Below are 20,934 nucleotides of genomic sequence, written 5' to 3' on the forward strand. Positions count from 1 at the left end.
GGGACAGACGACGTAACTCGCGAGTAGCGGTGAACTCGGTGCGGATGAGGTTGGCGAGGCGTCAGGCACAGTCCAGACAACGGTCACTGCCCGGAGGGAACATCGCGGGCGGGTGCAGGGTGAAGCAGCCGGGGCACCGGCGTTCGGCGACACGGGGCGGGCAGGCGCAGCGGCTGCACTCGGGGCAGCGGGGGATGCGGCACCGTGGGCAGGACGATTCGAAGGAGGAATACTCCTCGTCACAGCTCGCGCAGATGTACTCGCGCGACTGGGGGCCTGTGTCGAGGGTGGGCGGGGTGAAGGCGCGCCAGGCGGCGGAGTCGGCGACGAGGACGGCGACGAGGTAGCCGTCCATCGCCGTGACGTCGGCATGCAGTTCGCGTCCGAGGATGCCGTCGCGGTAGCGGACCCGGGTCCGCCCTTGCGCGCGGCCGGAGCCGGCCAGAGCGCGGTCGATGACGGGGATGTCGCCTTGGCGGCTGCCGCGCCGCAGGGGCGGAAGACCATGGGAGGCGCCGAAGACGAGGCGCCCCGCCGTATCGAGGAGAAGGACGTGCCCGGGCGCGGGCAGACGCTGGGCGGCCCGTACACACACCGCCATCCGGGAGGCATTGCTCGCGCGCCACAGCTGGGCGACCGCCGACGCGTCGGGTCCCGTGGCGTCCAAGTGCCGGTCGACGAGGGAGGCGGGCAGCAGGATCTCCGCGGCAAACGCGTCACAAGCCGCGTCCTCGAGGAGGACGCCACCATCAGGTTCCCTGCTGAAGGCATCCATGAGGGCGAAGCTGTTCTTCTGCAGGTGGTGGCCCAGCTCGTGCAGGGCGGTGAAGTCCCGCCGTCCGTGGCTGGCCGAGGTGGCGACCGACAGGCGCGGCGGCGGCCCGAAGTCGTACGCCCCGGCGACGCTGCATCCTTGCTCCGCCGTACTCTCCTCAACACTCACAACGATCAGCTCGGGCCAGCTCCTCAACTCCGCGAGAGCGCCTTGCCCCAGGCGATCCACCGCACCGGGACGGGCCGCTTCGAGCTCCTCGACCATCGCCGAGGCTTGGGTCCGGGCCGCGCCGGCGAGCACGTAGTCGACCACGCGGCGCTCCCCCTACTCGCCCAGAACCAGTTCGAAATAGCGGTCCGTGCGTGCCGTCCAGTTCGGCCCGGCGGGTCCCTCCTGGCGTGCCGCAAGCGCGAAAATGCCGTACGCGGCGCGCAGCCGCGCTGCCTGCTCGGCTTCGTCGTATCTCGCAGCAAGCGCCTTCACCTGCGCGCGGCGCACGGGGCGGTTCAGCTCGTGCACGACATCCGGCGGCAAGGCGGGGTTGGCCGCGATCAACTGGCCGGCCGACTGACCGAGGCGCTCAGCCAGCGCGGCGGCCTGATCGGTGGTGAGGGGCTGTTGTCCCCTCCACACGGCCAATGCTTGCGGCGGCGGCAGCTTCAGCTCGGCCGCGAGATCCGCCGCAGTGACGGCCTTGTCTCTAAACAACTGCGGCAAGCCTCCTGATCCCTGCGGGGCCCACTGCCCCGAGTGGAGGACCGCGACCCGGTCGGCCAAGACCTCGCGGTACTCGTTGCCCGAAGCGGACATGGCTGCGGCACTGCCCCGCTGCGAGTCGGCTACGACGTCGGCGAGCGTGTGTGCGGTAAGGGCGGGAGGGTGGCTGGTCAGCTCACTGACCTGCCGGTCCAGCACACACCACGGAAGGGTGGTCTCCAAACCCCACCACAGTGCCAGCGGCTCCTCCAACGTGGATGCCGAAGCGGGTAGGAGCAAGGTGTCGGCGTCGGCGAACCGTTCGAAGGACGCCGGTACAGCCTGCACAGCGTCATTGTCGCCAACCGCTGTGACGAGCAGCAGTTGGATCACGTCCTCCCAGGCCGCACGCCAGATCTGGCCAGGTTGCGGGTCCCGGGGTGGTGCGGCGGTCACCCGGCGGACGGCGTCGGGTACCTTCAACTGCGCCGCGGCGGCCACCAGCCGCTGGTAGGCCCTGGTGTGGACAGAACTCATACCGTCTCCCCCGTGACTGTGGTCCATCAGTGCATTCTCTCTTCACCGGATCCGGACGACATAACTCGAGGCCGTTCAGGACGGGGCACCGTCGCAGCGCCACAGCAGAGCCGCCATCACCGACTGCTGGTCGGTTTCCGCCGACAATGCCCTACCAAGCGTCGTCTTGAGGTTCGACAGAACAGCAGCCGCGTGGCCGCGCCGGATCTCCAACAGCTGCGCCGCGTGATGAGCGTCCTCGTCGAGGTAGGGAAGCAGCAGGCGCTCGTTGGGGGACAGACGCTGCCAGATGTCCTCGGCCAACCCCTCGCCCCTGACAGGGTCGGCCGTGTCAGCCGAGCGCTGTTCGACGAGTTCGGAGACAGCCCCCTCATCTGCGTACAGCGTGATGAATCGGGCCGGCGCCAAGAGCTCGAACCGGGTCTGGAGGACCTTGGCGAGGTCTTCCTCCCGCACCGCGCCCTGCGCGTACTGCAGCACCTTCAGGAGAATGGTCTTGAGGGCATGGACCGTCTGCTTGGGCGTGGGTCCGGAATGGTTCCAGCGGGTGATGCCGACTCCTGTCACCCGTGCTGCTTGCGCAATCAGGTCGTCGAGGTCTCCCTGCCATATAGCGCCTTCGGCGTGCTCGGCCAACGCCCATCCCGGTGGCGAACCCGGACCCTTCCGGTAGACCGGGTCCTCGCTCATCAGACGGGCGATCCGGCGCCGGACCTTGCCCCGCGGCGTCTTCTTCGCCTCATCGATCAGGAAATTCTTGATCGCTGCAAGAAACAGGCGCTCCAGCGAGGCTTCGTCGACGGCGAGAACGGAGCAGCTGGTGACGAACTTCCGTCCCTCTCCCTCGCGAGTCAGCATCGACGTGATTACGTCGTCGGCTGCATCATCGCTCCACTCCGTGTACCCCTCGGGCGGCGGAAAGCCGTAGGTTCGGCGTACCTGGTGAACCAGCTGCCGCAACAGATCGAGTGTGACAGGCCCCGGCTCGCCTGTCTGCAACAGCTCCTCGAAAGCGCTACTTGCCACGAGCCACCCCGGTTCCCCGATCCCTGCCCGGCGTCCGCAGCCAGAGGGCCTCGACCTGCACCACCAACATCTGCACCCATGGCGCGGGACGTGCCGAGGGCCCCCGAGAAGCGAATATTGGCTGCGCCAATGTTGGATTACAATAGGCTCCAGCAAATGGCTGATCAAGCACTCAGGTATGCTTCATCGCTAGTGCCTACTGCTCGGTCGGCCCTCACCAGTCCCCCGGCCCAGCGCACGGCCGCGTCCGGACTGGCAGGAGCGTTCGTCGCTCGGAGGCCGCCGTCCCCTCAAGCTGGACGTGACGCGGCGCCACACAGAGGGCACATCTGAGGGCACATTCGAGCGGGTCACCCCGGGACAGTCCAGGTCAGAGGCTTGTCCGATTTTCCATCACTTGCCCGAATGCAAGCATATTTGCGCAGGCCAGCGCGGTTCGCGTCCAGTCCTGGTACTACTGGTCGACCCTGCTCTGACCCTCGCTGTGTCCGGCGCCCGCGGCGCCGTCCCCGTTGGCGGGGGCGGCGCCGCGGCCCGGCTCAGGCGGTACCGAACTCGTAGGCGGCGACCTCGGCCAGCAGGGCGGTGCGGCGGTCCTCGGGCAGGAAGGAGGCGCGGAAGGAGTTGGCGGCGAGCAGGCGCAGGGTGTCCTCGTCCAGGCCGAGCGCCTCGGCGAGGGCGTCGAAGGTGTCGCCGACGTAGCCGCCGAAGTAGGCCGGGTCGTCGGAGTTGACGGTGGCCAGCAGGCCGGCCGCGAGGATCGCGGGCAGCGGGTGGTCGGCCAGGGTGTCGACGCAGCGCAGCCGCACGTTGGAGAGCGGGCAGAGGGTGAGCGGGATCCGCTCCCGGACCAGCCGCTCGACCAGCGCCGGGTCCTCCAGGCAGCGCAGCCCGTGGTCGATCCGCTCCACCCCGAGCACGTCCAGCGCCTCGGTGATGTACGAGGCGGGGCCCTCCTCCCCGGCGTGCGCGACCCGGTGCAGCCCGGCCTCGGCGGCCCGCCGGTAGACCTCGCGGAACTTGGCCGGCGGGTGGCCGACCTCGGCGGAGTCCAGGCCGACCCCGGTGATCCGCCCGCCGAACCACGGCCGGGCGGCCTCGAAGGTCTCCAGCGCCGACTCGGCCGACTCGTCCCGCAGGAAGCACATGATCAGCCGGGTGCTGATGCCGTGCCGCCGCTCGGCCCGGTCCAGCGCCCGCCCGAGCCCGTCCACGACGACCGGCAGCGGGATCCCGCGCGCGGTGTGCGCCTGCGGGTCGAAGAAGATCTCCGCGTGCCGCACCCCCTGCGCCGCCGCCCGCGCCAGGTACGCCTCGGCCAGCTCCTCGAAGTCCTCCTCGGTCCGCAGCACCGACATCAGCGCGTAGTACAGGTCGAGGAAGGACTGCAGGTCGCCGAACGCGTACGCCCGCCGCAGCTCCTCGGCGTCCGCGAACGGCAGCTCCACGCCGTTGCGCCGGGCGAGCGCGAACGCCAGCTCGGGCTCCAGGGTGCCTTCGATGTGCAGGTGGAGTTCGGCCTTGGGGATTGCCATCGATGCCTGTCCGGTGGTTTCGGTACGGATACGAAGGTTTCATCCTACGTTTCCGCAGCCCCGGGACGACCCCACCGCCGTCGAACAGGTGTACCGGAGGGGCCGACGGGGCACCGGGTACTGGGGGGAGTTCCGTCCGAGGAGGAGTCGACATGGCGCACCCCGACACCGCGCACGCCAGGCCCGAGGGCATCTCCCCGCACGCCCTGGGCAACGACACGCTGCTGCACGAGCTGGAGCAGCTGCACCGGACCAGGCACGAGACCTTCCTGTACGGGTCGGAGGACGCCCTGAAGCGGCACACCCTGCGCACCGGCCAGCTGGAGGCCGAGTACCTGCACCGCTTCCCCAACCGTCTGATCACCGCCGGGCGGACCAGGGCCGGCGCCCGGGCCCGCGACGCGGCGGCCCGGGCGGAGGCACTGCCCGAGTAGGCGCGGGCCGAGCAGGCGCTGCCCGAGCAGGCGCGGGCCGGGGCGGGCCTGCTCGGGCCGTCCGCCGGGACACGCCGGGCGGGGGTGGTACCCGGGCCGCGGGCGGTGGGCCAGGGTGGGAGGACCGACACCTCCACCCCGCGCACCCCTGGGAGGGGCCCCGATGCCCATCGCAAGCGTGAACCCGGCAACTGGCGAGACCCTGGAGACCTTCGAGCCGCTGGACGCGGCCGGCCTGGAACAACGGCTGGCCCGCGCCGAGGAGGCCTTCCGCACCTACCGCACCACCTCCTTCGCCCAGCGCGCCGGACTGCTGCGCCGCGCCGCCGAGCTGCTCGACGAGGACCGCGAGAGCCTCGCCCGGACCATGACCGAGGAGATGGGCAAGCCGATCGCCGCCGCCCGCGCCGAGGCCGCCAAGTGCGCCAAGGCGATGCGCTGGTACGCCGAGAACGCCGAGGCGCTGCTCGCCGACGAGCACCCGGAGCCGGCCGACGTGGCCGACGCCGGGGCGGCCCGCGCCTATGTGCGCTACCGGCCGCTGGGCGCGGTCCTGGCGGTGATGCCGTGGAACTTCCCGTTCTGGCAGGTGGTGCGGTTCGCCGCACCCGCGCTGATGGCGGGCAACGTCGGGCTGCTCAAGCACGCGTCCAACGTGCCGCGCACGGCGGTGGCGCTGGAGGAGCTGTTCCGGCGGGCCGGCTTCCCGGAGGGCTGCTTCCAGACGCTGCTGATCGGCTCGGCGGCGGTGGAGGGGGTGGTCCGCGATCCCCGGGTGGCCGCGGTGACGCTGACCGGCAGCGAGCCGGCCGGGCGGGCGGTCGCGGCCGCGGCGGCCGACGAGGTGAAGAAGGCGGTGCTGGAGCTGGGCGGCAGCGACCCGTTCGTGGTGATGCCGAGCGCGGACCCGGAGGCCGCCGCGGCCACCGCCGTCACCGCGCGGGCGCAGAACAACGGGCAGTCCTGCATCGCCGCCAAGCGGTTCATCGTGCACACCGACGTCTACGACCGGTTCACCGCCGCGTTCACCGCCGCCATGGCGGCGCTGCGGGTCGGCGACCCGATGGACGAGGCGACCCGGGTCGGCCCGCTGGCCAGCCGGCAGGGCCGGGACGAGATCGCCGAGCTGGTCGAGGACGCCCGGGCGCACGGGGCCCGGGTGGAGTGCGGCGGGCGGCGGCCGGAGGGCCTGGACGCGGGCTGGTTCTACGAGCCGACGGTGCTGACCGGCATCACGCCGCGGATGCGGATCCACCAGGAGGAGACCTTCGGCCCGGTGGCCACGGTCTACCGGGTGGCCGACCTGGACGAGGCGGTGGCGCTGGCCAACGACACCCCGTTCGGGCTCAGCTCCAACGTCTGGACCGAGGACCCGGCGGAGCAGGAGCGGTTCGTCCGGGACATCCAGGCGGGCGGGGTGTTCTTCAACGGCATGACCGCCTCGCACCCGGCACTGCCGTTCGGCGGCGTCAAGCGCTCCGGTTTCGGCCGCGAGCTGTCGGGCCACGGCATCAAGGAGTTCTGCAACATCACCACGGTGTGGATCGCCTGAGTCCGCTCCCCCGCGCGACCTGTGCGCCTCCGCGCCCCCGGCCGGGGCCGTGCGCCCCGGCCGGATCCGGCCAAGTTCGGGCACGGTCGATTGCCCGATTTGCCCACTTGCCCCGGCTCCGCCGCCCGAAAGGGAACCTCTCGCCCTTCACATGGTCCGGACGGACCCTCCACAAAAACCCCTTCGTTGACAAACAGGCGTGAATTATTGCGCTAATATTCAGAGCATTTTGACGATATAACTCACCGTGGCCGAAGAAGGTCGGGCCGGACCGGTCGCCATATCGCCACCGGCGCATTTCCGGATAAGTTCCGTAACGACCGGCCGGAGGGCCGGTCACCACGGGAAGGAAATGCGATGAATCTCCTCCAGCGCACCGTCGCCCTCGTCGCCTCGACCGCCGTCCTGGCCGGTGGCGCGACCGTTCTGGCCGCCGGCCAGGCGAGCGCCGCCACCAGCGAGATCACCCTCCAGAACGTCGCCACCAGCCGCTACCTCGACAGCAACGGCAACGGCAACGTCTACACCCTCCCCGGCAACGGCGGCTCGTACCAGCGCTGGTACTCCAGCGACCTGGGCGGCTCCACCTTCACCCTGCGCAACAAGGCCACCGGTTTCTGCCTCGACTCCAACGGCAACGGCAGCGTCTACGCGCTGAGCTGCAACGGCGGCAGCTACCAGAAGTGGGTCCGGGGCAACGGCCCCTACGGGCACACCTACCGGAACCTCGCGACCGGCCTCTACTTGGACAGCAACGGCAACGGCAGCGTCTACACCCTGAGCGGCAACGGCGGCTCGTACCAGCAGTGGAGGTGAATACCCGTCAGATCCGTGATCATCAATACAGCATGATGATCTGACGATCAGGCAGGATATGAGTGCCCTCCCCGGCGCCTCAATCGCCGGGGAGGGCTTCTCCATGCTACGGTGCCCGCCCGGGGGCCGACACGCCCGGCGGCGTTCGCCCGTGGCTGAACCCGCCCGCCACCCCGAGGGCGTCGAACAAGAATCGGCCACAGACCGGCCGCAGACCACTCGCACCCGGAACGACGGGGATGTTCAGTGACAATTAGTACACTCACATCAGCACTTCAACGCAGGACGGAGGGTGACGAACCGTCGAGCGTGACGTCCCCCGCCGAACGGCGGGTGCGATTCATCCCCTGGGCGGTCGCCCTCACGCTGTTCCTGGCCTATTCATTCTTCACCATTCGCCGTCATGAACTGCTGCTCACCAGCGGATACGACCTCGGGATCTTCGAACAGGGAGTGCGCGGCTACGCCGAGGGCCGGGGCCCGATCGTCGAACTCAAGGGCCCCGGCTTCAACCTGCTGGGCGACCACTTCTCGCCCGCCCTGGCCGCCCTCGCCCCGTTCTACTGGCTCTGGCCCTCCGCGAAGGTCCTGCTGCTGGCCCAGTCGGCCCTGGTCGCCGTCGCCGCCGTCCCGATCACCCGCTGGGCGCTGCGCGAGCTCGGACCGGTCGCCGCCGGAGTCAGCGGCCTCGGCTACGGGTTCTCCTGGGGGCTCGCCTCCGCCCTCGGCTTCGACTTCCACGAGATCACCTTCGCCGTCCCGCTGATCGCCTTCTCCGTCGTCGCGCTCGGCGAACGGCGCTGGATCGCCGCGCTCGCCTGGGCCGCGCCGCTGGTCCTGGTCAAGGAGGACCTCGGCATCACCGTGGCCGCCGTCGGCGCCTACATCCTGTGGCGCGGCGACCGGCGCGTCGGCGTGGCCGGCATCCTCTTCGGCGTCGGCTCCTCGCTGGTGGAACTCCTGGTGCTGCTCCCGGCGATGAGCCCGGGCGGCAGCTTCGCGTACTGGGACAACCTGAGCGGCGGCTCCGGCGGGCGGAACCTGCTCACCCTGCCGCTCGACCTGATCACCCCGGGCGAGAAGGTCACCACCGTCCTGCTGCTGCTGGCACCGACCGTGCTGCTGGCCGCCCGATCCCCACTCATGGTCGTCGCCCTGCCCACCCTCGGCTGGCGGCTGCTGTCCAACAACCCGGCCTACTGGGGCACGAGTTACCACTACAGCGCCGTACTGATGCCGATCGTCTTCGCCGCCTTCGTGGACGTGCTGGTCAAGGCCCGCGGCCGGCAGGGGCTGGTGCCCCGCTGGATCTCCCGCGCGGCACTGCCGGTCAGTCTGGCGGTCACCCTGGCCCTGCTGCCGGGCTTCGCGTTCGGGCAGCTCTTCTCCACCGAACTGTGGCGGACCCCGGCCCGGGTCGAGGCCGCCCGCTCGGTGCTCGCCACCGTCCCCGACGGCGCCCGGGTCTCCGCGTCGAACCGGCTGGTACCGCAGCTCACCAACCGCTGCGAGGTCATCGTGTTCGGCTGGCCGCAGAACTGGTCCACGGCTGAATGGATCGTGGTCGACGAGGGGCAGCCGATGGGCTGGCCGATGGCGCCCGAGCGCGAGCGGCAGGAGCTCGCCACCGTCAAGCACAGCGGCTACCAGGTGGTGCGCAGCGACCACGGCATCACCCTGCTGCGGCGGGCACCCGGCACCGCCGCCCCGGCGGCGGCCGACACCCCGGCGCCCCCCAGTCCCGGGGCCGGCTGATCCGGCGCCCGCCGCCCCGCGGCCCGCCGGACAGCGACCCTCGTCCCGTCTCCGACCACCCCAGGGATCCCGTGCCAGTCGAAACCGGGCTCAGCCCGTCCACCAGCCCGAACCGTCCGCTGCTGCCGCGCACCGCGCGCCCGCCCGCACCCGGCGCCGCCGCGCTCTCCGGCCGCCGGACCGCCGCGCTGACGCTGCTGTGCTTCGCCGTCGTCGCGGCCTGCGGGCTCCAGCAGTGGTCGGCGGTCCTGCTGGGCGGCTTCGACCTCGGCATCTTCCACCAGGGTGTGGCCGGCTACGCGCACTTAGGGCTGCCGATCTCGCCGGTCAAGAGCTACCACCACGAGTTCCCGCCCGCCTTCTCCCTGCTGGGCGACCACTTCTCACCGATCCTGGCCGCGCTCGCCCCGCTCTACTGGATCTGGGAGGACCCCCGCACCCTGATCCTCGGCCAGGCCCTGCTGCTCGCCGCCGGTGTGCCGCTGGTCCGCCGGATCGCGGTGCGCTGCTTCGCCCCGCCGACCGACGGCACCGGCGACGGCGACAGGGAGCCGACGGCCGGGGACCCGGCCGGGACCGACCCCGCGCGCCTGCGGACCGCACGCCTGGCCGCCGACCTGGCCGGCCTCGTCTACGGCCTCGGCTGGCCCCTGCTCGCCGCCGGCCGGGGCGGCTTCCACGAGGTCGCCTTCGCCGTCCCGCTCACCCTGCTGATGTTCGAACGCGGCCTGGCCCGCCGCTACGGCACCGCCGCCCTCGCCGCCGCCCTGCTCTGCCTCACCAAGGAGGACCTCGGCCTGCTGGTCGGCATGTACGGGCTGGTCCTGCTCTGGCGCGGCCGCCCGCGCGGCGACCGGCAGGGCGAACGGGCCGGGGACCGCCGCACCCTCGCCTACGGCGCGGGCCTGCTGATCGGCGGCCCGCTGGCCTCCGCGCTCGCCATCGTCGCGCTCGTCCCCGCCATGGGCGGCCAGCCCGACTACTACTGGGTGTACGGCCCGCTCGGCCCGGACGCCGGGACGGCGTTCGGCAACGTGCTCGGCGACCCCCTGCTGCTCGTCCAGGTCGCCACCAACGCCACCGTCAAGCCGCTGCTGGTGCTCTGGCTGTTCGGCACCCTGCTGCTGCTGCCGCTGCGCTCCGCCACCACGCTCTGCCTGCTGCCGCTGCTCGCCGAACGCGTCCTGTCGGACAACCCCAACCACTGGTCGATCGCCCACCACTACGACGCCTTCCTGTGGCCGGTGCTGCTCACCGCCACCCTGGAGGCGCTCGGCCGCCTGCACGCCCGGGGCGGGCTCCACCGGCGCACCGGCCACGGCCTGGGCATCACGGTGGTCGCGATCTCCCTGGTCAGCAGCCTGGCACTGGGCGGGGTCAGCCTGCTGACCCCGGCCTTCTGGCGCCCCTCGGCGAGCAACGCGGCCCTGGTCCGGGGCGCCGCGCAGATCCCGGACGGCGCCCTGGTCGAGGCCGACAACCAGGTGGTGCCGAGGCTGGTCGGCCGTACCGACGTGGTCCTGGTCGACGGCGTGCCGCGCGGACGCGACTACGTCCTGATCCGCTCCGACACCCGGACCTTCCCGTTCCAGACCTCGGCCGAGCAGGCCGAGCGGATCGAGCTGCTGCTGGCCCACGGCTACCGGCAGGTCTGGGGCGAGCACGGGGTGGTGCTGCTGCACCGCGAGAGCGACGAGCCGGTGCCCGGCGCGCGGGTGCCCGACGACAGCAGTACGCCGGTCAAGGAGCTCGTGCCCTCCGACGTCGGCCACAACCTCTTCAAGGGCTGAGCCGGTGAGGGTTCCGGTCCCCCGAGCCGCTGCTCGGGGAACCGGAACCCCTCGGGGGACGGTCAGGTGGCCATCCGGTGGCGGCCCCGGCCGGGCGTGGCCCACCGGGCGACGACGCCGACCAATGCCAGCACGGTCACGCCCCAGACGATGCTGAAGACGATCAGCCACGTCAGCGAGGCCTGGGTGCCGATGGCGCCCAGGCCGATCGAGAGGCCGACCAGGAAGACCACGGCCGTCGGGGAGAGACTGCACAGCCAGTGCCAGGCCCGGTGCGCCGGGCTCGGGTGGGCGGGCGCGTCGGGGCCGGTGTCCTGCGCCTTGTAGGTGATCAGGTCCATCGGGAATCGCCTCCGGGGGTGAGGGGGGAGGTCACGAGGCCTTCCGGGGAGTGGCGGGCTTCCGGGTCGTGGTGGTGGTCGTGGACTTCTTCGCGGTCGTGCTCTTCGTTGCCGCCGTCCGCTTCGTCGCGGCCGTGCTCTTCTTCTCGGTCGCGGACTTCGGCGCGGTGGCGGACTTCTTCGCGGTCGTGGACTTCTTGCTCGTGGCGGCCGACGGTTTCGCGGCCGTCGTCCTTGTCGCCGCCGTCCTCGTGGCCGTGGTCCTCGCGGCCGTCGTTGTCCTGGTGGCCGTCGCCTTCTTCGCGGCGGCACGCTTGCGCGGCGGCGGCTGCTCCCCGACCGGCTCCCCTGCCTCCGTCTCGTCGGGCTCCGTCTCGTCGGGCTCCGTCTCGTCGGACTCCGTCTCCTCGGCCCCGGACCGCTCCGGGTGGGCGTCCTTGGCCCGCCGCAGACTGCTGCGCAGCGCCTCCATCAGGTCGATGACGTTGTCCGGCGCCTCCCCCGCCTCCTCCTCGTGCGGGACCTCGACCCCCTGCAACCGCGCCTCGATCACCTGCTGCAGCGCCTGCTGGTAGTCGTCGTGGAGCTGCTCCAGGTCGAAGTCCTCGGAGAGGGTCTCCATCAGCGAGCGCGCCATCCGCAGCTCCTGCGGCCGCACGGTCACGTCCTCCTCGGGCGCGATCCCGGCCGCCGGGCGGACCTCGTCGGGCCAGATGCAGGTCTGCAGCACCAGCGTGCCGTCGTGCACCCGGAGCACGGCCGGTGACTCCCGGCTGCGCAGCGCGATCTTGGTGACGGCGATCTGCCCGGACTCCACCAGCGCGTCGCGCAGCAGCGCGTAGGGCTTCGAGGCGGCCTTGTCGGCGACGCCGACGTAGTACGCCTTGGAGAACATCAGCGGGTCGATCTCGCCCTCGTCGACGAAGGCCAGCACGTCGATGATCTTCTTGCTGGGCAGCGGGAGGTCGGCGAGGTCCTCGTCGGTGAGCGTGACCGTCCGGCCGTCCGGGGACTCGTAGCCCTTGGCGATCTCCGCGTACGGGACCTCCTTCTCCTCCTCCTCGCAGTACCGCTTCATCCGCACCCGCCCGCCGTCCTTGGCGTGCACCTGGTGCAGGGGGACGTCGTGCTCCTTGGTGGCGGAGTACAGGTGGACGGGGATGGAGACCAGGCCGAAGCTGATCGTCCCCTTCCAGGTGGTCTGCATGGGGTCGCTCCTTCCCGGAGCCCGCCCGGAGCCGGCCCCGGAGGTTTCCACTCTGCCCGGGTTCGTCCCGATCGGCCACCTGCCGCCGACCGGCGGACAATGGACGGCGAACGGAGGTGAACGCACCGTGCGCGACCTCGGACCGCCCCCGCCGCCGGACACCACGACGTACCGCGTCCGCTACACCCTGGCCGGCCGCCCGGGCGTCCGGCAGGCGGAGGTCACCCTCGTCCCGGGCCACTCCCGGGAGAGCGACATCCCGGCCCTGCTGGACGCCCGGCTCCACCGCCGCCCGGACGGCCGCCGGGTCGTCCTGCTCGACGTCACCGAGGCCTGAACCCGCCCGCCGCAGGACACCGGGCCGCCCGACCGCCGGTGGCGCCGTTCAGGCCCGGAGCGAGGCGAGCGTGACGATGGTGATGTCCGACGGCGCGCCCACCCGCACCGGCGGGCCCCAGGCACCGGCGCCGCGGGTGACGTAGAGCTGGGTGTCGCCGTACCGCTCCAGCCCGGCGACAGTCGGGTTGGCCAGCTCCGCCACGAAGTTGCCCGGCCAGAGCTGCCCGCCGTGGGTGTGCCCGGACAGCTGGAGGTCGACCCCGTGCCGGACCGCGTCGTGGATGGTGACCGGCTGGTGCGAGAGCAGGACGGCGGTACGGGCCGGGTCGCGGTCCCCGAGCGCCCGGCCGAAGTCGGGGCCGTCGCCCTCGCGCTCCCCGGCGATGTCGTTGACCCCCGCCAGGTCGAAGCCGCCGAGCTCGACCCCGGCGTTCTGCAGCGGGTGGACGCCCAGCTCGCGGACGAAGTCCACCCAGGGCGCCACGCCGGAGAAGTACTCGTGGTTGCCGGTGACGAAGTAGGCGCCGTCGCGGGCCCGCAGCTGCGCCAGCGGTTCGGCGTCCCGCCCGAGCTCGGGGACCGTGCCGTCGACCAGGTCGCCCACGATCGTGATCAGGTCGGGCTTCGCGGCGTTGATGGTGTCCACGATCCGCTGGGTGTGGGCGCGGCCGAGGATCGGGCCGAGGTGGATGTCGCTGACCACCGCGATCCGGTAGCCGTGCGCGGCGGCCGGCAGCTTGGCGAGCGGGACGGTCACCTGCTTGAGCCTCGGCCCGCGCAGCACCCCGTACATGCCGGTGCCGACCACGGCCGCCGCCGCGCCGGAGGCCCCGATCGCGACCGCCCGGGCGACGAACAGCCGCCGTTCCGGCGAGGGCGCGGCGGGGGCGGCGGGGGTGGCGACCTCGTTCACCCCGGGCTCGTCCACCCCGGGCTCGTCCACCCCGGGCTCGTCCACCCCGGGCTCGTCCTGCGCGGGGTCCTCCGACGTCGGCGCACCAGGCGCGGGCGCCTCCGGCACCGCCGCCCGGGAGGGCAGCCGGAGCAGCAGCGGCCGGACCAGCTCCCCGACACCGAGCGCGAGCAGCAGGTACAGCAGGACCGCGAGCCAGAGGTAGCCGGGCCAGGCGAACCAGCGTTCGACCGCTATCGGGAACGCCCGCCCGCCGACCAGCGCCCCCACCGAGAGCAGCGGCAGGACGACGGCGAGCATCGTGCCGGTCCGGCGCCAGCGGCCGCCGGGCGCCGAGACGTCGCGCACCAGCCGGCGCCAGAGGTACCAGTGGACGAGGGTCAGCAGGGCGAGCACGAGGAGGACGCCGAGCACCACGAGGACGATCATCACGCCCGCCAGTATGTACGGCCGCCGGGCAAACCCCCCGGGAGGGCCCCGAGTTGCTGGCGATGCGTCAGATCTGAGCTTTCCGGGCCACCACTTCACCCGCTCTGACCTGGGCTTTCTCGTCCGCTGAGCGAACAGTTCCCGGTACCTTGTTCCGATACCCGGAGGTAGAGGTTAGGTTGCACCGCAATGCGCGGATCCGTCCCCCCACCCCCCGGTGATCGAGCCGGGGGTCGGGCCGCGCCGGAAAGGCACAGGGCACCCTCACGATGAGTGCGGACACCACAACCCGGGCCGGATCCCCTCCGCCCCGCGACTCCGCCGAGCAGCACCCCGCCGGGCACGGCGGGCACGGCCGCGGCGGCGACGGCCACCTCAAGGCCGGCCTCAAGAACCGCCACCTGTCGATGATCGCCATCGGCGGTGTGATCGGCGCCGGCCTGTTCGTCGGCTCGGGCGCGGGTATCGCGTCCACCGGCCCCGGCATCCTGCTCTCCTACGCGCTGGCCGGTGTGCTGGTCGTCCTGGTCATGCGGATGCTGGGCGAGATGGCCGCGGCCGATCCGCAGAGCGGCTCCTTCTCCGCCTACGCGGACCGGGCGCTGGGCCGCTGGGCCGGCTTCAGCATCGGCTGGCTGTACTGGTTCTTCTGGGTCGTGGTGCTGGCCGTCGAGGCCACCGCCGGCGCGAAGATCCTCAACAGCTGGATGCCGGGCGTCCCGCAGTGGGCGTTCGCCCTGATCGTGATGGCCGTGCTGACCGCGACCAACCTGGGCTCGGTCGCCTCCTACGGCGAGTTCGAGTTCTGGTTCGCCGGCATCAAGGTGGTGGCCATCGCCGCCTTCCTGGTCGTCGCCACCCTGGCCGTGTTCGGCCTGCTGCCCGGCACCCACGCGGTCGGCACCAGCAACCTGACCGGCCACGGCGGCTTCCTGCCGCACGGGGTGGGCGCGGTGTTCACCGGCATGCTCACCGTCGTCTTCGCCTTCATGGGCAGCGAGATCGTCACCCTGGCCGCCGGCGAGTCCGAGGACCCGGAGAAGGCGGTCAGCAAGGCCACCAACAGCGTGATCTGGCGGATCGGGATCTTCTACCTCGGCTCGATCCTGCTCGTGGTGACCCTGCTGCCGTGGGACTCCGCCGCCGTCAAGGGCAGCCCGTACGTCGCGGTGCTGGAGCACGTGGGCATCCCGGGCGCCGGCCGGGTGATGGACGTGATCGTGCTGACCGCCGTGCTGTCCTGCCTCAACTCGGGCATGTACACCGCCTCCCGGATGGCCTTCTCGCTCGGACAGCGCGGCGACGCGCCCAAGGCCTTCGCGACGGTGAACCGGCGCGGCGTGCCGCAGGTGGCGATCCTGTCCTCGGTGGTGTTCGGCTTCGTGGCCGTCTTCTTCAACTACACCTCCCCCGACACGGTCTTCTCCTTCCTGCTGAACTCCTCCGGCGCGGTGGCGCTCTTCGTGTGGCTCGTGATCTGCTTCTCCCAGCTCCGGATGCGCCGGATCATCGAGCGCGAGATGCCGGAGCGGCTGACCGTCCGGATGTGGCTGTACCCGTACCTCACCTGGGCCGCGATCGGCATGATCGGGTTCGTGATGGCGTACATGTTCACCGACGCCGACGGTCGGAAGCAGATGTACCTGTCGCTGGTCGCCGCAGTTGTCGTGCTGGCGGCGTCGGCCGTGGTGGGCCGTCGGCGGCGGGCCGCGGTGGAGGCACCGGCATCCTGAGCCGGGGCGCAGTACCGTCCGCGGGCACCGGGCCCGGGAGCCGTTGCGGAGGCTCCCGGGCCCGGTGCCGTTGTGCCCGCCCACCTTTTCCACCCGCCCGCCCGGCCTGATGCCGCCCCTACCGCCCCGGCCGGGAACCGCCGGTTCCGTTCCGTGACCGGACGGACATGACCCGGCGACCCGTCAGCACCTACCCTTCCCCTCATGCGAGATCTTGCAGCGGGGTTGGGGTACCTGGCCAAGGGCCAGCGGTGGGTGGCGCGGCACGGCCGCTGGTGGGCGTTCGGGATGATCCCGGCGCTGATCACCCTGGCCGGTTACGTGGTGGCGCTGTTCCTCCTCGGCGGCTGGGCCGGGGACATCGCCGCCTGGGCGACCCCGTTCGCCGACCACTGGACCTCGTTCTGGCAGGACCTGCTGCGCACCACGCTCGCCGCGCTGGTGTTCGTCGGCGGACTGCTGCTCTCCGTGCTCACCTTCACCGCGGTCACCCTGCTGGTCGGCCAGCCGTTCTACGAGGAGCTCTGCGAGAAGGTCGACGAGACCGAGGGCGGCGCGCCGACCCCGCCGGACGTGCCGCTCTGGCGCGAGCTGGTGGTGGCGGCCCGGGACAGCCTCTTCGTCCTGGTGCGGGCGGGCGGCTTCGGCGTGCTGCTGTTCGCGGCCGGGTTCGTCCCGGTGGTCGGGCAGACCGTCGTCCCGGTGCTGGGCTTCCTGGTCTCCGGCTTCTTCCTCACGCTGGAGCTGACCTCCGTCGCCCTGCAGCGGCGCGGGGTGCCGCAGCGGGAGCGGCTGCGACTGCTGCGCGGGCGGCTCGGGCTGGCCTTCGGCTTCGGCGTGCCGCTGGTGCTGGGGTTCCTCGTCCCGCTGGTGACGGTGGTCGCCATGCCGGGCGCCGTCGCCGGGGCCACCCTGCTGGCCCGCGACCTGGTGCCGGTCGAGGAGGAGCCCGGGACGGACGAGGAGCCGGAGGAAGGGGAGTCCCCGGACCGGGCGGCCGTCCCGGACGTGCCGGACGTGCCGGAGTACCGGGCGCAGCAGCCGGCGGCGGCCAACCCGTACGCGGACAACCCGTACGCCGGGAACCCGTACCCGGACAACCCCTACGCGAAGGACTCCTACTCCGGTGCGCCGCAGTCCGCGGAGCCGAATCCGTACCGGAGCGCGTGACCGTACCGGAACGGGTGACCGCGCCGTCACAACGCGTGCGGTTCGCCGCCCCCTCGTGTGAGGCCCCCCACAGGGCGCCGGCGATCAACTACCGCCGATAGTGGTGGGTCGGGCGACGGTCCGCAGCCCCCGGTCGGGACCGGCCGGCCCGACACCCGACCCGGACGGTGGACCGGCCGTCACGGACCCGAAGAACGCAGGCGGTCGGCCGGTTCGGGCCGATCGTTCGTCGACGATCCCGGGGTCCGTCCCATCGATTGGCAAATACGGACAAATCACCTCGAAACGCCCGCCATCGGCCGGGCGCTTCGCCGTTTCCGGGCCCTCGAACCACTACCGACCGTAGTAGCCCGCGCCTTTGCCGCCCGTGCCGGGCTCTGCCAAGAATGGTCCGTCGCCAGGCAGCGCGGCCGGTCCCCCCGCCGCGCAGCTCCCGCCGCCCCGCACTTCGCCGGGGCGGGCAGGCACACCACGGCCGTCCCGTACGCCACCCGCGGGCCGCTCCCCCGAGCGGGCCCCGTGTGATGCCCGGCGCCCGCGCCGCCGCCCCGCCCGGGGCCGGCACGCCCCGACGGCCACCCGGCCCTGACGGCACCCCGACGGAAAAGGATTGTCCGCTCCATGCAGCTCAGCCATGCCCGCCGCAACTCGCTGATCACCGGTGTCGCCACCCTCGTGGTGGCGAGCGCGGCCACCGCCGCCCTCGCCATCCCGGAGAGCGGCACCGCCGTCGCCGAGGCGCCCGTCGCCGCGGTGGCCGCCACCACCGGCGGGATCTCGGCGGACGCGCAGGCCGCCGCGCAGGCGCAGGCCGAGGCGGACGCCAAGGCCCAGGCCGACGCCCAGGCCGCCGCCGCGCAGGCCGAGGCGGACGCCGCCGCTGCTGCTGCCGCACAGGCTCAGGCCGACGCCCAGGCGCAGGCCGACGCCCAGGCCGCGGCGAAGGCAGCCGATGCCAAGGCGAAGTCGGACGCCGCCGCCTCCCGCTCGCAGGAGCGTTCCGCGCTGAACAGCAAGCCGTCCTACTCGGGCAGCCCGCGCGAGATCGCCGCCCAGATCGTCCCGGCCGGCCAGCTCCAGTGCTTCAGCAACATCGTGTCCCGCGAGAGCAGCTGGAACGTCACCGCCACCAACGCCTCCTCCGGCGCCTACGGCCTGGTCCAGTCCCTGCCCGGCTCCAAGATGGCCTCGGCCGGCTCCGACTGGCGCACCAACCCGGCCACCCAGATCAAGTGGGGCCTGGACTACATGAACTCCCGCTACGGCAGCCCGTGCGGCGCCTGGTCGTTCTGGCAGTCCCACCACTGGTACTGAGCCGACCCCGGCACCCCGCCGCCCCCAGCACCGCACCGCACCGAGCCCGCAGGCCCCCGCCTGCGGGCTCGGCCGCGTTCGGGGCCCGGCCGCGCGCACTCAGAGCCGGCCCCCGCCCGCCCTCCGTCCACCGGGAGCACCCGGGCCACCCGGGCCACCCGGGCCACCGGGGCCGCCGGGACCGCCGGGGCGCCCCCACAGCGCCTGGCGCAGCAGTGGCAGATAGGAGCGCGCGATTTCATCGGCCGGCAGCGCGGCGAGCGGTTGGAGCCGCAGCACGTAGCGGGCCATGATCAGCCCGGCCAGCTGGGTGCCGAACAGGCAGGCGCGCCGACGGGCGTCCGCACCGCCGAGCCGGGCCGCGACCAGGTCCACCATCTCCCGCTGCACCACCTCGCCCACCAGCTGCGCGACCGCCGGGTCCAGCGCCGAGCCGCCGATCATGGCGCGCAGCGGGCCCGCGCTGTCGGGGGCGTCCCAGACTCCGATCAGCAGCCGCAGGGCGCGCTCGGGGAAGGTCTCCAGCTCGCCGTCCAGTGCCCCGGCCAGCAGCACCGCCGGGTTCCCGGTCAGGGCGAGGGCCGCCCCGAACAGGCCCTTCTTGCTGCCGAAGTAGTAGCTGACCAGGGCGAGGTCCACGCCCGCCTCGGCGGCCACCGACCGGAGCGTGACCGCGTGGTACCCCTCGGACAGGAAGCGGCGGCGGGCGACGGCGAGGATCTGCTCCCTGGCCCCGGAGTTCCCGCTGCGCCGGCCCCGGCGGGGCGCCGTCCCCCCGCCCGCCGTCCCCCCGGCCACCGTCTCGCAGGCCGCTGTCTCCTCGGCCGCTGCCCCGGAAGAATTCATCATGGTTGAAATGCTAGCCGCAGCGCGCCCACGCTGGTCGGGCACCGACCGACCAGCGTGAGGAAGTCCCGTCATGCCCGCCACCGCCGCACGTCCGGACCGGGCGGCCGCCCCCGCCGCCCCGGACCGCCGCCACCGCGCCGTCCTCCTCGTCACCTGTCTCGCGCTGGCCACCGTGGTCGCCGCGATGGCCTCGCTCAACGTGGCCCTGCCGGACATCGCCCGCGCCACCGGCGGCAGCCAGACCCAGCTGTCCTGGATCATCGACGCCTACAGCCTGGTGTTCGCCGCCCTGCTGCTGCCGGCCGGTGCCATCGGGGACCGGTTCGGGCGGCGGCGGGCCCTGCTGGTGGGCCTGGCGGTGTTCGGCGCCGGCTCCGGACTCGCCGCGCTGACCACCGACCCCGATGCCCTGATCGGGCTGCGCGCCCTGCTGGGCGTCGGCGCGGCGCTGGTCATGCCGGCCACCCTGTCGACGATCACCAGCACCTTCCCGCCGGAGCGGCGGGCCCGGGGCGTCGCCGCCTGGGCGGCGGTCGCGGGCGCGGCGGCGGTGCTCGGCCTGTTCGCCACCGGCCTCCTGCTGGAGCTGTGGTCCTGGCCGTCGATCTTCGTCCTGAACGTGGTGCTCGCGGTCCTGGCCCTGGCCGGCACCCTGCTGTTCGTCCCCGAGTCCGCCGAGCCGGACGCGCCCCGGCTGGACGTCGTCGGCGCCCTGCTGGCCGTGGCCGGTCTCGGCTCCCTGGTCTACGCGGTGATCGAGGCGCCGGTCCGGGGCTGGGCCGACCCGTGGACCCTCGTCGGCGGGTTCGCCGGGCTGGCGCTGCTGGCCGGCTTCGTCCGCTGGGAGCTGCGGCGGCGGCACCCGCTGCTGGACCCCCGGCTGTTCCGCGAGCGCCGGTTCGCGGCCGGGACGCTGTCGATCACCTGCCAGTTCTTCGCCTTCTTCGGCTACCTCTTCGTGATCATGCAGTACCTCCAGCTGGTCCGGGAGCGCAGCGCCCTGGCGGCGGCCGTCGCACTGCTGCCGATGGCGCTCGGGATGGCGCCCGGCGCCCGGCTCAGCCCCCGGCTGACCGACCGGTTCGGCGCGCGCGGCCCCTGGGTCGCGGGCCTGCTGCTGATCGCGGGCGCGCTGGCCTCGCTCGGGCTGCTGGACGCCGACAGCTCCGGGTGGCTGGTGGCGGCCGTCCTGTTCCCGCTCGGCCTGGGCGCCGGGCTCGCCATGACACCCGCCACCACCGCCATCACCGAGGCCCTGCCGAGCGCCCTGCAGAACGTCGGCTCGGCGATGAACGACCTGGCCCGGGAGCTGGGCGGCGCCCTCGGGATCGCCGTGCTCGGCAGCGTCCTGACCGCCGGCTACCGCGCCCGGGTGGACATCGCCGGACTGCCGCCGCAGCTCGCCGACGCCGCCCGCTCCTCGCTCGCCGCCGCCTCCCGGTTCGGACCGCCGGTCGCCGACCGGGCCCGCGACGCCTTCGTCCACGCGATGCACCTGACCGTCCTGACCGCCGCGGGCGTCGTCACCCTCGCCGCCGTCGCCGTGGCGGTCCTGCTGCGCGGCACGACGACGCGGACCGGCCGCTGAGCGCACCCGCCGGACGCGGCGCCTCCGGGCCGTCCCCGCACCGTCCGGGGGCGGTCCGAGGCTCGTTCGGGGCTCGCCCGACGCTCGCCGATGGCTCGCTCGGGGCTCGCCAGGGGCTCGTTCGAGAACGATTCG

18 protein-coding genes are annotated in these 20,934 nt (G+C 72.8%); 10 read left to right on the forward strand and 8 right to left on the reverse strand.

Annotated features, from left to right (window positions below):
• Positions 1–61 precede the first annotated feature (61 nt).
• The 4 genes from OG715_RS08265 to OG715_RS08280 all read right to left on the reverse strand — a co-directional run bounded on the left by OG715_RS08265 (position 62) and on the right by OG715_RS08280 (position 4,569).
• Entirely contained in the window at positions 62–1,087 is a 1,026-nt protein-coding gene (locus tag OG715_RS08265) for an ImmA/IrrE family metallo-endopeptidase (protein ID WP_266275966.1), read from the reverse strand.
• Between the two features lie 12 nt (positions 1,088–1,099).
• Entirely contained in the window at positions 1,100–2,008 is a 909-nt protein-coding gene (locus OG715_RS08270; protein ID WP_266275964.1) for a hypothetical protein, read from the reverse strand.
• Positions 2,009–2,083: 75 nt separating this feature from the next.
• Positions 2,084–3,034 (reverse strand): hypothetical protein, encoded by a 951-nt coding sequence (locus OG715_RS08275; protein ID WP_266275962.1) that lies wholly within the window; start codon positions 3,032–3,034, stop codon positions 2,084–2,086.
• Between the two features lie 539 nt (positions 3,035–3,573).
• Entirely contained in the window at positions 3,574–4,569 is a 996-nt protein-coding gene (locus OG715_RS08280) for an adenosine deaminase (protein WP_266275960.1), read from the reverse strand.
• A gap of 152 nt (positions 4,570–4,721) precedes the next feature.
• On the opposite strand from OG715_RS08280, the gene OG715_RS08285 reads away from it, so the two are divergent.
• The 5 genes from OG715_RS08285 (at position 4,722) to OG715_RS08305 (ending at position 10,916) form a co-directional block, all read left to right on the forward strand.
• A complete protein-coding gene (locus OG715_RS08285; protein WP_266275958.1) occupies positions 4,722–5,003 on the forward strand; it encodes a DUF6158 family protein in 282 nt (93 codons plus the stop codon).
• 163 nt (positions 5,004–5,166) lie between these two features.
• Complete coding sequence (locus tag OG715_RS08290) at positions 5,167–6,555, forward strand: NADP-dependent succinic semialdehyde dehydrogenase (RefSeq protein ID WP_266275956.1); 1,389 nt, start codon at positions 5,167–5,169, stop codon at positions 6,553–6,555.
• A gap of 357 nt (positions 6,556–6,912) precedes the next feature.
• On the forward strand, positions 6,913–7,371 hold the full coding sequence (locus OG715_RS08295; protein ID WP_266275954.1) for an RICIN domain-containing protein: 459 nt from the start codon (positions 6,913–6,915) through the stop codon (positions 7,369–7,371).
• Positions 7,372–7,680: 309 nt separating this feature from the next.
• The gene (locus tag OG715_RS08300; RefSeq protein ID WP_266275952.1) at positions 7,681–9,126 is read left to right on the forward strand and encodes a DUF2079 domain-containing protein; all 1,446 of its coding nucleotides are present in this window, start codon (positions 7,681–7,683) and stop codon (positions 9,124–9,126) included.
• Positions 9,127–9,197: 71 nt separating this feature from the next.
• On the forward strand, positions 9,198–10,916 hold the full coding sequence (locus tag OG715_RS08305) for a DUF2079 domain-containing protein (protein WP_266275950.1): 1,719 nt from the start codon (positions 9,198–9,200) through the stop codon (positions 10,914–10,916).
• 62 nt (positions 10,917–10,978) lie between these two features.
• Here OG715_RS08305 and OG715_RS08310 read toward each other — a convergent pair whose 3' ends face one another.
• Both OG715_RS08310 and ku read right to left on the reverse strand, forming a co-directional pair.
• Entirely contained in the window at positions 10,979–11,257 is a 279-nt protein-coding gene (locus OG715_RS08310) for a hypothetical protein (protein WP_266275948.1), read from the reverse strand.
• 31 nt (positions 11,258–11,288) lie between these two features.
• A complete protein-coding gene (ku, locus tag OG715_RS08315) occupies positions 11,289–12,464 on the reverse strand; it encodes a non-homologous end joining protein Ku (protein ID WP_266275946.1) in 1,176 nt (391 codons plus the stop codon).
• 127 nt (positions 12,465–12,591) lie between these two features.
• Here ku and OG715_RS08320 point away from each other — a divergent pair, with 127 nt between their 5' ends.
• Positions 12,592–12,801: a hypothetical protein gene (locus OG715_RS08320; RefSeq protein WP_266275944.1), complete on the forward strand. Its 210-nt coding sequence runs from the start codon at positions 12,592–12,594 to the stop codon at positions 12,799–12,801.
• A gap of 48 nt (positions 12,802–12,849) precedes the next feature.
• On the opposite strand, the gene OG715_RS08325 is transcribed toward OG715_RS08320, so the two are convergent.
• A complete protein-coding gene (locus OG715_RS08325) occupies positions 12,850–14,145 on the reverse strand; it encodes a metallophosphoesterase (protein ID WP_266277388.1) in 1,296 nt (431 codons plus the stop codon).
• Positions 14,146–14,414: 269 nt separating this feature from the next.
• On the opposite strand from OG715_RS08325, the gene OG715_RS08330 reads away from it, so the two are divergent.
• The 3 genes from OG715_RS08330 (at position 14,415) to OG715_RS08340 (ending at position 18,362) form a co-directional block, all read left to right on the forward strand.
• The gene (locus OG715_RS08330; RefSeq protein WP_266275942.1) at positions 14,415–15,878 is read left to right on the forward strand and encodes an amino acid permease; all 1,464 of its coding nucleotides are present in this window, start codon (positions 14,415–14,417) and stop codon (positions 15,876–15,878) included.
• 204 nt (positions 15,879–16,082) lie between these two features.
• The gene (locus OG715_RS08335) at positions 16,083–17,048 is read left to right on the forward strand and encodes an EI24 domain-containing protein (RefSeq protein ID WP_266275940.1); all 966 of its coding nucleotides are present in this window, start codon (positions 16,083–16,085) and stop codon (positions 17,046–17,048) included.
• 621 nt (positions 17,049–17,669) lie between these two features.
• On the forward strand, positions 17,670–18,362 hold the full coding sequence (locus tag OG715_RS08340; RefSeq protein ID WP_266275938.1) for an aggregation-promoting factor C-terminal-like domain-containing protein: 693 nt from the start codon (positions 17,670–17,672) through the stop codon (positions 18,360–18,362).
• Positions 18,363–18,461: 99 nt separating this feature from the next.
• Here OG715_RS08340 and OG715_RS08345 read toward each other — a convergent pair whose 3' ends face one another.
• Positions 18,462–19,211, reverse strand: coding sequence for a TetR/AcrR family transcriptional regulator (locus OG715_RS08345; protein WP_266275936.1), 750 nt, complete (start codon positions 19,209–19,211; stop codon positions 18,462–18,464).
• A 70-nt stretch (positions 19,212–19,281) separates the two neighbouring features.
• Here OG715_RS08345 and OG715_RS08350 point away from each other — a divergent pair, with 70 nt between their 5' ends.
• Entirely contained in the window at positions 19,282–20,799 is a 1,518-nt protein-coding gene (locus tag OG715_RS08350) for an MFS transporter (RefSeq protein WP_266275934.1), read from the forward strand.
• The last annotated feature ends 135 nt before the right edge of the window (positions 20,800–20,934 follow it).

The organism is Kitasatospora purpeofusca, assembly GCF_036010405.1.
GTDB classification, from domain to species: Bacteria; Actinomycetota; Actinomycetes; order Streptomycetales; family Streptomycetaceae; genus Kitasatospora; species Kitasatospora purpeofusca.

Bases quoted from the DNA above. Each gene is read 5' to 3' on its own strand.
- OG715_RS08270 (WP_266275964.1), bottom strand. From the start codon at position 2,008: ATGAGTTCTGTCCACACCAGGGCCTACCAGCGGCTGGTGGCCGCCGCG.
- OG715_RS08280 (WP_266275960.1), bottom strand. From the start codon at position 4,569: ATGGCAATCCCCAAGGCCGAACTCCACCTGCACATCGAAGGCACCCTG.
- OG715_RS08285 (WP_266275958.1), top strand. From the start codon at position 4,722: ATGGCGCACCCCGACACCGCGCACGCCAGGCCCGAGGGCATCTCCCCG.
- OG715_RS08290 (WP_266275956.1), top strand. From the start codon at position 5,167: ATGCCCATCGCAAGCGTGAACCCGGCAACTGGCGAGACCCTGGAGACC.
- OG715_RS08295 (WP_266275954.1), top strand. From the start codon at position 6,913: ATGAATCTCCTCCAGCGCACCGTCGCCCTCGTCGCCTCGACCGCCGTC.
- OG715_RS08310 (WP_266275948.1), bottom strand. From the start codon at position 11,257: ATGGACCTGATCACCTACAAGGCGCAGGACACCGGCCCCGACGCGCCC.
- ku (WP_266275946.1), bottom strand. From the start codon at position 12,464: ATGCAGACCACCTGGAAGGGGACGATCAGCTTCGGCCTGGTCTCCATC.
- OG715_RS08325 (WP_266277388.1), bottom strand. From the start codon at position 14,145: ATGATCGTCCTCGTGGTGCTCGGCGTCCTCCTCGTGCTCGCCCTGCTG.
- OG715_RS08330 (WP_266275942.1), top strand. From the start codon at position 14,415: ATGAGTGCGGACACCACAACCCGGGCCGGATCCCCTCCGCCCCGCGAC.
- OG715_RS08335 (WP_266275940.1), top strand. From the start codon at position 16,083: ATGCGAGATCTTGCAGCGGGGTTGGGGTACCTGGCCAAGGGCCAGCGG.
- OG715_RS08340 (WP_266275938.1), top strand. From the start codon at position 17,670: ATGCAGCTCAGCCATGCCCGCCGCAACTCGCTGATCACCGGTGTCGCC.
- OG715_RS08345 (WP_266275936.1), bottom strand. From the start codon at position 19,211: ATGATGAATTCTTCCGGGGCAGCGGCCGAGGAGACAGCGGCCTGCGAG.
- OG715_RS08350 (WP_266275934.1), top strand. From the start codon at position 19,282: ATGCCCGCCACCGCCGCACGTCCGGACCGGGCGGCCGCCCCCGCCGCC.